The sequence below is a fragment of the Williamsia sp. genome, assembly GCF_016462415.1.
Lineage (GTDB): Bacteria > Actinomycetota > Actinomycetes > Mycobacteriales > Mycobacteriaceae > Williamsia_A.
The window spans coordinates 3,311-17,141 of the sequence record NZ_JAEMTF010000042.1; the positions used below are offsets into that span (position 1 = coordinate 3,311).

The 13,831-nt window shown below is 69.2% G+C and carries 11 protein-coding genes; 2 read left to right on the plus strand and 9 right to left on the minus strand.

Translation table 11 applies throughout. The features are described 5' to 3' along the window. Positions 1 to 8: 8 nt before the first annotated feature. From JHC79_RS12065 to JHC79_RS12075, 3 genes are read right to left on the minus strand one after another with little or no spacing between them, the layout of a single operon-like run. The gene (locus JHC79_RS12065) at positions 9 to 2,720 is read right to left on the minus strand and encodes a molybdopterin cofactor-binding domain-containing protein (RefSeq protein ID WP_296391027.1); all 2,712 of its coding nucleotides are present in this window, start codon (positions 2,718 to 2,720) and stop codon (positions 9 to 11) included. Further along, positions 2,717 to 3,526 carry an FAD binding domain-containing protein gene (locus JHC79_RS12070; protein WP_296391029.1) on the minus strand — a complete coding sequence of 270 codons (810 nt, stop codon included), beginning with the start codon at positions 3,524 to 3,526 and terminating at the stop codon, positions 2,717 to 2,719. The genes JHC79_RS12065 and JHC79_RS12070 overlap by 4 nt, the downstream gene beginning before the upstream one ends. 9 nt (positions 3,527 to 3,535) lie before the next feature. Continuing rightward, positions 3,536 to 4,879 carry an 8-oxoguanine deaminase gene (locus JHC79_RS12075; RefSeq protein WP_296391083.1) on the minus strand — a complete coding sequence of 448 codons (1,344 nt, stop codon included), beginning with the start codon at positions 4,877 to 4,879 and terminating at the stop codon, positions 3,536 to 3,538. 121 nt (positions 4,880 to 5,000) lie between these two features. Here JHC79_RS12075 and JHC79_RS12080 point away from each other — a divergent pair, with 121 nt between their 5' ends. Then, positions 5,001 to 6,404: a guanine deaminase gene (locus JHC79_RS12080; RefSeq protein ID WP_296391085.1), complete on the plus strand. Its 1,404-nt coding sequence runs from the start codon at positions 5,001 to 5,003 to the stop codon at positions 6,402 to 6,404. Here the strand turns inward: JHC79_RS12080 and JHC79_RS12085 are convergent. From JHC79_RS12085 to JHC79_RS12105, 5 genes are all read right to left on the minus strand, one after another. After that, positions 6,395 to 7,693 carry a lipase family protein gene (locus JHC79_RS12085; protein ID WP_296391031.1) on the minus strand — a complete coding sequence of 433 codons (1,299 nt, stop codon included), beginning with the start codon at positions 7,691 to 7,693 and terminating at the stop codon, positions 6,395 to 6,397. The two genes, JHC79_RS12080 and JHC79_RS12085, sit on opposite strands and share 10 nt — an antisense overlap. 129 nt (positions 7,694 to 7,822) lie before the next feature. Further along, positions 7,823 to 8,731 (minus strand): factor-independent urate hydroxylase, encoded by a 909-nt coding sequence (gene pucL / locus JHC79_RS12090; protein WP_296391033.1) that lies wholly within the window; start codon positions 8,729 to 8,731, stop codon positions 7,823 to 7,825. A 23-nt stretch (positions 8,732 to 8,754) separates the two neighbouring features. Continuing rightward, on the minus strand, positions 8,755 to 9,078 hold the full coding sequence (uraH, locus tag JHC79_RS12095; RefSeq protein ID WP_296391036.1) for a hydroxyisourate hydrolase: 324 nt from the start codon (positions 9,076 to 9,078) through the stop codon (positions 8,755 to 8,757). A gap of 10 nt (positions 9,079 to 9,088) precedes the next feature. Beyond that, positions 9,089 to 9,634, minus strand: coding sequence for a 2-oxo-4-hydroxy-4-carboxy-5-ureidoimidazoline decarboxylase (gene uraD, locus JHC79_RS12100; RefSeq protein ID WP_296391038.1), 546 nt, complete (start codon positions 9,632 to 9,634; stop codon positions 9,089 to 9,091). A gap of 2 nt (positions 9,635 to 9,636) precedes the next feature. Further along, complete coding sequence (locus JHC79_RS12105) at positions 9,637 to 11,619, minus strand: solute carrier family 23 protein (protein ID WP_296391040.1); 1,983 nt, start codon at positions 11,617 to 11,619, stop codon at positions 9,637 to 9,639. A 99-nt stretch (positions 11,620 to 11,718) separates the two neighbouring features. Here JHC79_RS12105 and JHC79_RS12110 point away from each other — a divergent pair, with 99 nt between their 5' ends. Further along, positions 11,719 to 12,366 carry an NTP transferase domain-containing protein gene (locus JHC79_RS12110; RefSeq protein WP_296391042.1) on the plus strand — a complete coding sequence of 216 codons (648 nt, stop codon included), beginning with the start codon at positions 11,719 to 11,721 and terminating at the stop codon, positions 12,364 to 12,366. 9 nt (positions 12,367 to 12,375) lie between these two features. Here JHC79_RS12110 and JHC79_RS12115 read toward each other — a convergent pair whose 3' ends face one another. Further along, the gene (locus JHC79_RS12115; protein WP_296391044.1) at positions 12,376 to 13,692 is read right to left on the minus strand and encodes a lipase family protein; all 1,317 of its coding nucleotides are present in this window, start codon (positions 13,690 to 13,692) and stop codon (positions 12,376 to 12,378) included. Positions 13,693 to 13,831: the final 139 nt, after the last annotated feature.

The following is a 13,831-nucleotide window of genomic DNA, read 5'->3' on the forward strand; positions in this document are numbered from 1 at the left end:
TCGACGGGTCAGGGGTTGGCTGTGAGGGCGGCCCAGACCCGGGCCGGGTTCATCGGAAGCTGATACACCCTGGCGCCCACCGCGTCCCGGATGGCGTTCGCCAACGCCGGGGCCACCGGGTTGTACGGCGACTCGCTCATCGACTTCGCGCCGGACGGCCCCATGCGGTCGTAGGTGTCGGCGAAGTACACCTCGGTGTCAGGCGCATCCGACAACCGCGGGATGTGATAGTTCCGGAAGATGTCGGTGGTCACGACGCCGTCGTGGAGGATCATCTCCTCGTACAGCGCCGATCCGATCGCCTGCACCACTCCGCCCTCGACCTGTCCCCGACACTGCTGCGGGTTGAGCACGACACCGGCGTCGGCGGCCTGGATCGACTGCAGGATCCGCACCCGACCCGTCGGCAGGTGCACGGCCACCCGGAACGCCTGGACGTTGAACGCCACCGACCGCGGTGTGCCGTCGTGATGGCCGTCGACGACGATGCCGCCCGCGGCGGCCGCGATCGCCGCGAGATCGACGGTTGCAGAACCGTGGTGGACGCCGACGCCGTCCAGGGTGCAGTCGCCGGGATCAGCGCCGAGTTCGGATGCGCCGACGGCGATGATCCGGGTGGCGAGTTCGCGGCATGCAGCCTGTAGGGCCGACCCCGCGACGACGGTGCCCGCCGATCCGAACGCCCCGGTGTCGTGGCCGACCGCGTCGGTGTCACCACCACGGATGGTGATGGCGGTGGGACGGGTGCGCAGGGCATCGGCGGCGAGTTGCGCGTGCACCGTCGTGGTGCCGTTGCCGAACTCCGCGGTGCCGACCGAGGCCACATACGTCCCGTCGGGGCGCAGTTCGACTCGCACGTCGGCGATGTGCCCGCGCGGCGGGATGGTGGCGATCATCGACGCGGCCATGCCCTCTCCGACGCGCCACGTCGGATCGGCGGTGAGGTCGACGCCGTCGACACCCGTCCCGCTCTTCTCGGGAACCGTTGCGCCCGAACGCAGGGCGTCCTGTGCCAGCGTCAGACACTGATCGAGCCCGTAGCTTCCGAAGTCGAGATCGCCCTCCTCGACCTCCCACGCGACGAAGTCGTCACCGGGGACGACGACGTTGCGGCGGCGGAGGTCGAACGGGTCGATGTCCAGCGCGCGGGCGAGGTCGTCGAGCGCGCTCTCGATCCCGAAGATGATCTGTCCCAGTCCGTATCCGCGGAACGCGCCGGACGGGAGATTGTTGGTGTACGCCGTGCGGGCGTCCACCCGCTTGTTCGCACAGCGGTAGAGCGCGACGGATTCGTTGCAGCCGTGGAACATCACGCCGGGACTGTGGTTGCCGTAGGCGCCCGCGTCGGAGACCACGTCGACCGCGAGCGCGGTCAGGATCCCGTCCGCGCCGGCGGCGACGGTCACGTCCACCCGCATCGGGTGGCGACACGGGGCGACCGTGAACTGGTCGGTGCGGCTCAACTCCCAGACCACCGGGCGCCCGGTCCGCAGGACCCCGAGCAGCACGACGTCCTCGGTGATCAGTTCCTGCTTGGCGCCGAACGCGCCGCCGATCCGCGGCGCGACGACCCGCACCTGCTCGCGATCGATGCCGAAGATGTAGCTCAGCTCGTCGCGGACGAGGAACGGTACCTGCGTGCTGGACCGGATGACGTAGCGTCCGTCGTCGTCACGCCAGGCGACCGCACCATGGGTCTCGAGGTGGGCGTGCTGTACGCGTGCGGTCTGGAACGCCCCCCGGATCACCGCGCCGGCTGTCTCCGCCGCGGCCACCCCGGCGGCCACGTCCCCGACCTCCCCGTGTACCTCGGCCACCAGGTTGCGGGCCGGGTCGGCGATGCGGGCGTCGGCGCCCTTGTCGCCGTGCACGAGTGGCGCGTCGGCGCTCAGTGCCTCGATCGGGTCGAAGACGGCGTCGAGGATCGTGTACTCCACGTCGATGAGCGCCACCGCCCGGTGCGCCTCGGTGAGGCTGTCGGCGATCACCGCGGCCACGCGCTGCCCGGTGTAGCGGACGCGTCGGTCGAACACGCGGCTGTCGTCGGGGTCGTCGGTGCGTGAGTGGTGACGTGCCGTGGAGAAGGCGATGCCCGGGTCGTCGCGGTGGGTGAGCACGGCACGCACCCCCGGCGCCGCCTCCGCGCGGGTGGTGTCGATCGACACGATCTCCGCGTGCGCGTGGGGACTGCCGAGGATCGCCACATGACCGGCGTCGGTGGGGATCTCGTCCATCGTGTACCGCTCGGTCCCGGTGACCACGCGAGCTCCGGCCGGTGCACGTGCAGAGTCGTCGGCCGTGCCGGTGCCGCAGATGGCCTCCCGGATACCGCGATATCCCGTGCAGCGACAGAGATTTCCCTTGATGGACCGCTCGAGGTCGGCAACGCGTTCGGAGTCGAAACTCGAGGCGGTCAGGACCATGCCTGCGGTACAGAACCCGCACTGGAAGCCGGCGGACGCGATGAACCGCTCCTGCATCGGGTGCAGGTGATCGGGGGTGCCGAGCCCGGCGACCGTGGTGATCTCCGCGTCGGTCGCCCGGAACGCGGGCACCAGACACGAATGCTGCACGTGGCCGTCGACGAGCACCGAGCACGCACCGCAATCGCCGGAGTCGCAGCCCTTCTTGACCTCGACGTTGCCGTGTTCACGCAGGTAGGTGCGCAGGCACTGACCCGGCCGAGGGTCCTCGTCGACCGAGCGCCCGTTGACCTTCACGACATCACCTCCGCGACCGCATCGCCGACGAGATACTCCGTGACCGACACCCGCCAGGGGGCGGTGCCGTGCGCATCGGTGTGGAATCCGTCTGGTGGGATGGCCGAGAGCACCTGCCGAGCAACGACATCGGGGCCGGTCGACGCCACCTCGATGACGTACGGGCGTCGCGTCGCCGCCGTCACCGACACCACGACACCGGTCGGGGTACGGCGCGCGATGACGACCGCGCCGGACCGCCCGAGATGGGCGTAGGAGGCCTTGCGCAGGGCCGTCCGCTGGGTGAGCGCCGCTTCCGGGAACCGGATCGAGCGCAGCACATCACCCGTCGCCAACGAGGTCTGCGCGTTCCCGGTGACGATCTCGGCGGTGCTGTGCGTGCTGTCGGTGCCGTCGGGGTGCCACACCCGCAGCTCGGCGTCGAGCGCCGAACACATCGAGATCATCGCTCCCGCAGGCAGACCCAGGCAGATGTTGCCGCCCACGGTGGCCGTGTGCCAGATCTTGTACGACGCCAGCAGGGTGTGTGCGCTCTGCTCGAACAGCGGTGCCGCCTGCCAGTGCGCCGGGTACTCGGCCGTGATCAGACGTTCGATGGTGCAGGTGGCGGCGATCTCGAGGCCGCGGTCGTCGACGACGAGAGCGGGCCAGTCGAGCGCAGTGAGATCGACCAGTCGCCGCAACGACGGGTTCGGGTCGCTCATCAACGACGTCCCGCCCGCGAGCAGACCGTCGTGGTCGTCGAGGCCGACCAACTCGTCGCGCGCCCGTGGTCGCAGGACCGACGTCACCTCGTGCAGATCCATGTCGTGTCCTCAGCCTGCCCGCTCGAGAAGACGACGGTGTTCGGTCTCGACGTCGCGTGCGATGACGTCGGCGTCGACCGTGACGACCTGCCCGTCGGCGACGACGGTCGATCCGCCGACCCAGGAGCGCCGGATCGGGGGTTGCGAGCCCAGGACGAGTGCGGCCAGCGGATCGTCGATGCCGCTGTGGGCCACCGTGCTCAGGTCCCACAGCACCAGGTCGGCGAGCTTCCCGGGTTCGATGGAACCGAGATCGGTGTGGCGACCCAGGACCCGTGCGCCGCCCATGGTGGCCAGGCGCAGCGACTGCCGGGTGGTCAACGCGGTGGGACCGCCGACCGCCCGCGCCATCATCACCGCCATGTGCGCCTCCTCGAGCATCCGGCACGATTCGTTCGACGCGGCGCCGTCGACGCCGAGACCGACGGGAACCCCCGCCGCCACCAGGTCACGGGTGCGCGCGATGCCGGCGCCGAGCCGGGCGTTCGACGTGGGGCAGTGCGCCACACCGGTTCCGGACCGGGCGAGCACGCCGATGGCGTCGTCGGTGAAATGGACGCCGTGGGCGAACCAGACGTCGTCGCCGAGCCAGCCGAGATCACTCATGTACTCCAGCGGGGTGCAGCCGAACCGCTCGGCGCAGAAGGCGGATTCGTCCTCGGTCTCGGCGAGGTGGGTGTGCAGGCGGACGCCCCGTTCGCGCGCGAGTGCCGCCGACTGGCGAAGCAGATCCGCGGTCACCGAGAACGGCGAGCACGGCGCGAGGCCGATGCGCAGCATCGACTCCGGGCTCGGGTCGTGCCACCGGTCGACGGCCTCGCTGCTCGCCGCCAGGATGTCGTCGATGCTCTCGACCACCGAGTCCGGCGGCAGGCCACCGTCGCGGCGGCCGAGGTCCATCGACCCGCGGGTGGGGTGGAAACGGAGTCCGACCGATCGGGCCGCGTCGATCTCGGCCCCGAGGAGATCGCCGCCGTCGGTGGGGAAGACGTAGTGGTGGTCGGTGGTGGTGGTGGCACCGGAACGCGCCAGCACCGACAATCCGCCGGACGCCGCGGCCCGCACCCCGTCGGCGTCGATGCCCGCCCACACCGGGTACAGCGTGGTCAGCCAGTCGAACAGCGTGTGATCGGCGGCCAGTCCGCGGGTGATCCACTGGTAGAGATGGTGGTGGGTGTTGACCAGGCCCGGCGTCAGCACACAACCGGTGCCGTCGATCCGCTCGGCGCCGGGGTGGGCGGCCGGATCCACCTCACCGACCGCACTGATCCGTCCGTCGGCGATCACCACCGTGGCGTCGGCGAGTTCGCGATCGTCGGGATCGACGGTCACGACGTGTGCGTGCTCGATCAACGTCACCGCCTGCCCGTCCATGGACGTCCACGCTACGTTCGATCGGTTACGGACGCATGACGTCGAGCGGATCCCCGGCCGCACGGGCAGGATGGGCCCAATGGGTTCCGGATCTCCCGTGGTGCATCGGGCGCACCTGTTCCACATCGGCGGTGCGCCGGTGCTCGACGACGCACGCACACATCTGATCTCGATCCCCGATGGTGCGCTGGCGGTCGCAGACGACGGGACCATCGCGTTCTCCGGATCCCACGCCGAACTGCCCGTCGAGTGCTCCCGGTGGCCGGTCGCCGACCACCGCGGCGGGTTCATCCTGCCGGGCTTCGTCGACACCCACATCCACTACCCGCAGACCTACGCGACCGACTCCTACGGTGGCGGCCAGCTGCTGGAGTGGCTCGACAACTGCATCTTCCCGTCCGAGGCGCGCTACGCCGACGAGGCGTTCGCGCAGCGTGCCGCGGTCGACTTCTGTCGTCGGCGCGTGGCCGCAGGCACGACCGCGGCCATGGTCTTCGGGTCGGCGTTCCCGACCGCGCAGGATGCGCTGTTCACCGAGACCGAACGCGTCGGGCTGCGGATGGTGTCCGGCCGCGGGATCCAGACCACCGGCCAGGCGTCGGCGGCCGCGCTGATCACCGACATCGACACCGCCATCGCGCACTGCGTCGACGAGATCGATCGGTGGCACGGTCGGGACCTCCTCGACGTGGCCCTGGTGCCGCGGTTCTCGCTGTCGGTCACGCCGGACACGTTCGTCGCGCTCGGCGAGCTGTACGACGAGGTGCGTGGCCACGGTGTGTACTTCCACACCCACCTGAACGAGAACAACCGTCCCGGCACCGGCGAGATCGCCGCGACCCTCGCCGCCTACGACGTGAACAGCTACCTCGACACCTACGACGGCCGGTTCCGGCCCGGCTCGCAGGTCGGCGGGTCGTCACTGCTCGGTCGGCGCAGCATCCTCGCGCACGCGGTGCACTGCACCGACGCGGAACTTGCCCGGATGGCCGAGTCCGAGACGTCGATCGCGCACTGTCCGACGTCGCAGCTGTTCCTCGGATCGGGGACCATGCCGTGGCGGCGGACCACCGCCGCGGGGGTCACGGTCGCCCTGGGTACCGACATCGGCGGGGGCGACGAATGGCTGATCCCCCAGGTCGCGGCGGACTGTTTCAAGGTCCACATGTCCGAGGCCGGGGACGCCGGGGTGTCGCTGCATCCGGCCGAGTTGCTGTTCACCGCGACCCTGGCGGGTGCCCGGGCGCTGGACCGCGAGGACGCCTTCGGCAACCTCGACGCCGGGAAGGCCGCCGATTTCGTCGTCGTCGATCCGCAGCAGTGGGAACCGTTAGGGCGCACCCTCGAGCACGGCATCCGGGCCGACGACACCGAGACCGCCACCGCGCAGACGCTGTTCGCGCTGTTGATGGGATTACGCGAACCGGCGATCACCGAGGTCTGGGTCCAGGGGCGTCGCGTGACGCCCCATCCCGCGACGTGGTCCCGGACGTCTCAGCTGTAGCAACCGGTGGGTGCCGGTGTGCCCGCGAAGCGATCCTTGAGCCAGTCGAGTGCGCGCGTGAGACCGCTGACGCCACCTGCGACGTGTCCGACCGGCGATCCGCCGATGAAGCGCACCGGGAACGGGATCTCGTCGTACTTGAGCGACGCCGGGTTCTGCGCGCACCACTTGCGGTGGAGTTCACGGCTCACGGCGATCGGCACCGTCGGGTCGTCGGGGTTGCCGGACAGGAACGTCGGGACGCTGGGCTTGGCGTTCCCCACGTCCTGATCGTCGATGACGCGCTGGAACTCCGGGGTCGCGTCGATGATCTGGCCGATCGTCTTTCCCGAGACCGTCCACTCGGAGCTCTTGGGGAACCGGACCGCGGTGGCCGCGATGCACTCGGTCGATATCTGCTTCAGGGTCGCCTTGCCGTTGGCGTTGAGCAGTGGCTCCACCTTGGTGTCGACATCGGGGTAGCGGGCCAACACGCCGTTGAGCGCGTAGCCGATGATCCCGCCGAGCCGTCCGCCGTCGAGATGGTCGAGCAGAGCACGCAGGTCGGTCGGGGCGCCGCCGGCGTAGATGCCGACCAGCGGGAGGTCGGGTGCGTAGCTCTTCGCGAGTTCGGCCGCCGCGGCCGCCGCGGCGCCACCCTGGGAGTACCCGGCGATGCCGATCTTGGTGCCCGGCGCGACCTGGGGGAGCTTCAGCGCCGCCCGGCCTGCGTCGAGGACCGCGTTGGCCTGGTCGACCCGCACGGCGAAGGTGTGGGTGCCGGGCGTACCGCCGCCGATGTAGTCCGACGACACCACGGCGTAGCCCTTGGCGAGCATGTTGTAGGTGGCGAGGCGTTCGATCTCCGCGCGCGGTCCGCCCGCCCCGAAGAACTCGACGCCCGACTGCAGCATCTTCGACGCGGCGCACGAATCGCCCTGTCCGTGCAGGCCACCGGCGTAGTCGATGATCGGTCGCGGTCCGGGACCGGGCCACGCGCGGGTGGGCTCCAGGTAGTAGCCGGAGACGGCGACCGGCTGACCGTTCGCGTCGGTGCTGCGGTAGAGCAACCGGGTGCCCTTGGCGGGGACCTTGCCCCAGACCGTCGGCACGGTGATCGCGACCGGGAAGCTCTCGGTGCGGATCAGGTCACCCGGTGATCCCGCGGGGAGCGGGTTCGGCGGCTGATAGAACGCCTCGCTCACCCCGGCGGTCGGGGTGGCGGGCCCGGGTGCGGCCTGCGCGACACCGACCGTCCCCAGCGCGGCTGCTGTCATCGTCACAACCGCGATGCGCAGTAGTTGGGTCACGTCACCACGTAAGCCGGCCAATGTGTCCTACCCCCCGATATTGTTGTCGCCGTGCATCACTCGTGCACGTGCGACATACGTCGAGGAGTGATCATAGGGCACACCGACGACGGGTGTGCGGGGTTGGGCTCAGCCCATCCAGCCGCGCTGCATGGTCCACGCGGGCCCGGCGTCCGGCGCGTCGTCGCGGATCACGCTCGCTTGGATCAGACCGTAGGGCCGGTCGTCGGCGTTGAACACCTCGTTCGGGTTCTCGAGGCCGAAGGGTGACAGGTCGTAGACGAAATGATGCTTGTTCGGGGCGGAGAGTCGGATCTCGGCGATCTCGCCGTGGGCCTCGAGCACGGCCGAACCGATCGCGTACAGGGTCTGCTGCAGTGCGAGTGACTGCAGCGTCGCGAACTCCTTGACGATGATCGCCTTGACGTCGGTGTACACGGCGTCCCAGTCGATGTCGGTGGATGAGAAGCGCCACTTGGCGACCAATGAGGTGGCCATGACGCGGTCGTTGGTCGGCTGCAGGATCGTGTACTCGTCGACCGGGAACCCGTGGAACTCCGAGCCGGTCGACTTGAGGATGGTGAACTCCTTGAGGCCGCAGACGACCCAGGTCCGCTGGTCGTCACCGACATCCTCCACCGTGATGTCGGCGGTACGGACCTCCTGGCCCTTGCGCACCCAGGTGTGGTCGTGCTCGGCGCCGTCGACAACCGCACGCTCCCAGGCGTACTCCTCGATCTCGATGCGCGCACCGTGCACGGGCTCGTAACCGTCGACGAAGTGGTATGCGAGATCGAGCCCGTACTGCTCGATGGTCGCGATGCCCTTCTCCTTGGCGTACGCGTAGGCCGTCTGCTTCTGGGTGTCGGTGGGCAACACGTTGCCCTGGTCACCTGCGGTGTGCGCCGCGGCGAAGTCGCCGCGCAGAGCGGTCCCGACGTTGATGTCCTTGATCTCGTGCCGGGGCGAGTCGCGGTAGATCCGCACGACGCGGTTCTCCGCCTTGCCGTATTGGTTCTCGCCGAGGGTGATCCCCATGTGCGGCTTCCTCTCGTGTTCGGTCAGCTACCGCGGTAGGTGGAATAGGCGAACGGGCTCAGCAGGACCGGGACGTGGTGGTGTCGGGTCGGGTCGGTGATGGCGAAGCAGATGGTGATCTCCGGGTAGAAACCCTCGACGTCGTTCTCGGCGAACCATGCGCCGGTGTCGAAACGGATCCGGTAGGTTCCGGCGGCCAGTTCGCCCGCGACGTCGGCGATGCGCCCGTCGGAATCGGTTGCGCCGGAGGCGATCGGTGTGCCGTCGACGTCCGCGAGCTGGACCGCGATCCCGTGCGCCGGGGTGCCGTGCACCGCATCGAGCACGTGCGTGCTCAAGTGGCTCATCCCGCTCGACTCATCCGGGCTCCTCCGTCTGTCCGGGATCATCGTAGTACTGCGCCGCCGGACCGAGCATCCGCTCGAGCCGGCTGCGGTTGATCTTACCCAGTTCCATTCGCAGGACTCGTCGTTCGGTCGCGGCGTCGTTGTCGAGCCGCTCCTTGAGTATGTCCAGCAGCACCTCGGCGGGGCGTCCGTTGGCGAACACCAGGTAGACGTGCCCGAACTTGTCCTCGTACTCGGCGTTGTATTTCGCGAGCTCCGCCAGGACGAGTTCGTCGGCCCCGCTGACCCCGGACTGCTCCCGGGTCGAGGCCGCACTCGACGACCGTTCCCCGATCCGTGGATGCCCGTCGAGCGCCTCGTCGAGATCGGCGTCGGTGAGCTCGGCGAGGATGAGATCGGCGCGGTCGTAGAGACTCTCGGCGTCGGTGAAGGGACGCGCCGCCGCCACCCGCACCGCCCAGATCCGCGACGAGCAGCACTCGAACAGCGAGTGCACGGCCTGGCGTTCGGTCAGTTCGTTGAAGCTGTCGATCCCGCGCCAGTTCGGACGCCGCATCGTCAGCGGACCAATTCGTCGAATCGGCTGAACCGCGCGGTGGCAATGGGATTGGCGTCGGCGACGAGATCGTCGAAGCGGCGGTTGGCGATCTTCGCGATCTCGATGAGGGCGAACGCGCGCTCACTGGTCGGTGAGTTGTCCATCCGACTCCATCCGTTGCGCAGGACCCGCTCGTACCGCTCGGCCTCGCGGGCGAAGATCACCAGCGGGAAGCCGAAGTGCTCCCGATAGGCCGACGCCAGCGACACCACGTTCTCGTGCTCGTCCTCCTCGAGGTGCGACAGCCCGGTGTGGTCGACGGCGATCGGGTCTCCGGTCTCGTCCTCGGCACCCAGGTCGGGGAACGAGTTGATCAGCTCGAGTTGTTCGGAGTCGCTGCCGGTGAGCATGGCCTCCTGGAACGACGCCCGCAAGTCGTGTGCGGTCTCGAACGGGCGCTGCTCGTAGGCCCGGTCGACGACCCACTGTGCACCCTGGACCAGGCCGCCGAACGTCTCGCGGAACGTGTCGATGCTCATCTCGTTGACCTCGGCGAGCCGGATCGATCCACGTCCGGCCACGGCGGGACCGCGACTGCCGGTGTGGAAGAACAGCAGGTTGAGCAGGATCGCGGTGATCGCGCCCATCGTGATGCCGGTGCTGAACGGGATCTGCAGGAGCCCAGGGACCGCCTCGTCGACTCCGGGCAGCGCGGGCACGTTCACCTCGACGCCGTTCTCCAGCACCGTCGCCGGTGCGGCCGCCTGCGAGAACTGCACGTAGAGGCCCATGGCCAGCGAGGTGCTCGCGATGATCAGGTTGCGGTGATCGGTGAAGTCGACGGTGGTCAGCGTCTGGATGCCGACGATGGCCACGGTCGCGAACATGATCAGCGCGGCGCCACCGAGGACCGGGGACGGGATCGATTCGACGATCTTCGCTGTCTTCGGGAGCAGGCCGAGCACGATCATGATGCCGCCCGCCGCGGCGACGACCCAGCGGCTCTTGACGCCGGTCAGGCGGACGAGGCCGACGTTCTCCGAGAACGCGGTGTAGGGGAACGAGTTGAAGATGCCGCCGATGATGGTGGCGAGGCCGTCGGCGCGGACCGTCGCGGCGATGTCCTCCTTCTTGATGCGCTTGCCGACGATCTCACCGGTGGCGAAGACCGAGCCGGTCGACTCCACGGCGACGACGAGCAGCACCACGATCAGCGAGACGATGGCGATCACGTCGAACCGGGGCCAGCCGAACGCGAACGGGTTGGTGAAACCGACCCAGCTCGCCTCGCCGACCTTGTCGAAGTTCGTGTCCCCGACGATCCAGGCGACGATCGTCCCCACGCCGAGGCCCAGCAGGATCGAGATCGTCGCCCAGAACCCGCGGAAGAAACGCTGCATCAACACGATCAGCACGATGGTCCCGATGGCGTAGAGCAGCCACCGGCCGTTACCGGGGTCGGGGTTGTGCGAGGCCGGGTCGCGGGTGGCGTCGCCGGCCCCGACCGGCAGCAGGCAGATACCGATGATGGTGATCAACGTGCCGGTCACCACCGCGGGGAAGAAGCGGATGAGACGCGCGAAGAACGGCGCGATGAGGAACGTGAAGACACCCGCGGCGATGACCGCGCCGTAGACGGTCAGCAGCCCGACCCGGCCGCCGCCGTTGTCGTTGGCGATCTTGATGACCGGCGCCAGCGTGGCGAAGGTGATGCCCTGCAGCAGTGGCAGCCGCACACCGATCTTCCAGATGCCGACGGACTGCAGCAGCGACGCGATGCCGCAGGTGAACAGGTCCGCGGTGATGAGCATCGTCAACGCCTCGGAGTCGAGGTCGATGGCGTTGGCGATCAGCAGCGGCACGAGGACCGCGCCGGCGTAGAACGCGATGACGTGTTGCAGACCGAGGGTGAGCAGCTTGCCCGTCGGGGGCACCTGGTCGACCGGGTGAACCTTGCCCGTCTTTCTCGTTCCCAAGTTCTTCAATGCCGCGGGCGTGTTCATGCGGCCCCTCCGTTCGGTCGGTGACGTCCCCTGCGGAAAAGGATGAACCGGATGTGCACCGACCGCGACCTGGGCAGCAAGATATATCGCGTGGACGACATGGCCGTGTTAACCGGTGACGAGCGTCCCGCGGACGGGCGCCCGGCGCCGGACGGTTCGCAGCCGCGGACCTCACCGTCGGAGGCGGCCGCGGGGCCGCTCGGCGCCGGGAAGGTCGTCGGGGTGGTACTCGCCGCGGGCGCCGGCACCCGGTATGGCATGCCCAAGGTGCTTGCCGAGCAGGGTGATTGGCTTCGTGCCGCGGTCGTTGCCCTGGCTGACGGCGGCTGTGACGAGGTCGTCGTCACCCTCGGTGCCGCCCTCGTCGACGTTCCCGTACCCGCACGCGCGGTGGTCGTACCGCGCTGGGCCGACGGGCTCTCGGAGTCGGTGCGGTCGGGGCTGATCGAGGCGATACGAGCCGACTGCGCCGGTGTGGCGTTACTTGTTGTTGACGTGCCCGATACGAGCGCAGCCGTCGTGCGTCGCGTCCTCGACGCCGCGGGGGCCCGACGCGAGGCCCTGGTCCGTGCGGTCTTCGGCGGACGCCCGGGGCATCCGGTGTACCTCGGCGCCGACCATCTCGCCGGGGTGCTCACGACGATCACCGGCGACCGGGGCGCCGGGGCCTACACAGATCAACGGCCGGACGTCGTCACCGTCGAGTGCGGTGATCTGACGTCCGGCCGTGACCGGGACTTCATCTAGGGCAGGCGGTCAGCTCCGCTGGCAACCGACCACGGGAGCCTTGCCCTCGAAGCGGGCCTGCAACCAGTCGAAGGCCTTCTCGAATCCGGTGATACCGCCGGCGATGTGGCCGATCGGCGACGCGCCGATCAGTCGCACCGGGAACGGGTACTCGCCGAACTGCACCGACTCGGGCTTGAGTGCGCACCACTTGGAGTACAGCTCGCGCGTCTGGGTCGGGGGCACGGTCGGGTCGTCGGGGTTGGCCGAGAGGAAGACCGGCACCTCGGGCTTGATGCCGCCGACGTTCTGCTCGTCGACGAACTTCGCCAGATCCGGGCGCTCGGCGAGGACCTGGTTGTAGCTCTTGCCCGACTTCGTCCACGTCTTGGTCTGCGGACGCCCGCGGAAGGATGTGGCGACGATGCACTCCCGTGCGACACCGGCGTTGACCGACTTGCCGGTCGCGTTGAGCAACGGGTCGAAGCCCGCCTTGAACTCCGGATAGCGCTCCTCGAGACCGTTGACCGCGTACGCCAGTGCGGCGCTGAGGCGGTTGCCGTCGAGGTAGGCCATCAGCTTGCGGAGGTCGGTCGGTGTGCCACCGGCGTAGACGCCGACGAGCGGCAGGTCGGGTGCGTAGGTCGAGGCGACCTCGGCCGCGGCTGCCGCGGCGCCACCGCCCTCGGAGTAGCCGGCGATCGCGACCTTGGCGTCAGGGGAGACGACGTCGGTCATCTGGCGGACGGCGCGGGCCGAATCGAGCACGGCGTGCGCCATGTCGAGGCGGACGCCGAAGGTGTGGAGCCCGGGCGTGCCCAGGCCGACGAAATCGGTGCTGACCACGGTGTAGCCCTTGGCCAGCAGGTTGAAGGTGATGACCGACTCGATCTCGGCCATCGGTCCACCGGGGACGATGGTCGCGCCGGACTGCAGCAGTCGTGACGGGGCGCACTGGTCGCCCTGTCCGTGCGCGCCGGGCGCGTAGGCGACGACGGGCCGGGGGCCCGGGCCGTTCCACGGCTTGGGCGACTGCAGGACGTAGCCGGAGACGGCGATCGGGGCACCGTTGGCGTCGACCGAGCGGTACAGGATGCGCGACGCCTTGGCCGGGATCCGACCGTTGCCGCTGGGGGCGCCGATGATGGTGCGGAAGTTCTGCACCCGGATGAGGTCGCCGGGGTTGCCGGCCGGAAGCGGGCTCGGCGGGGTGTAGAAACTGACGTCGGCGGGTGACTGTGTCGCCGTGCTCACCTCGGGGGCGGCGTTGGCGACCGTGGTGGTGCCGGTTGCGACGACCGCCGCGATGGCCGCCCCCGCACCGATGGCACGCAGAAGCGATTTCACCGTCGTTTTCATGTTGGTTCGTTCCCCATCTTTCCCCCCGGATATCCGGCAACTGTGCCGACAACTCGTCGAGCCTATGACACGGCTCACGTGCGCGCGAAGTCGAACGGGCTCTTTGTGGCGGCTCACAAAGATGGAG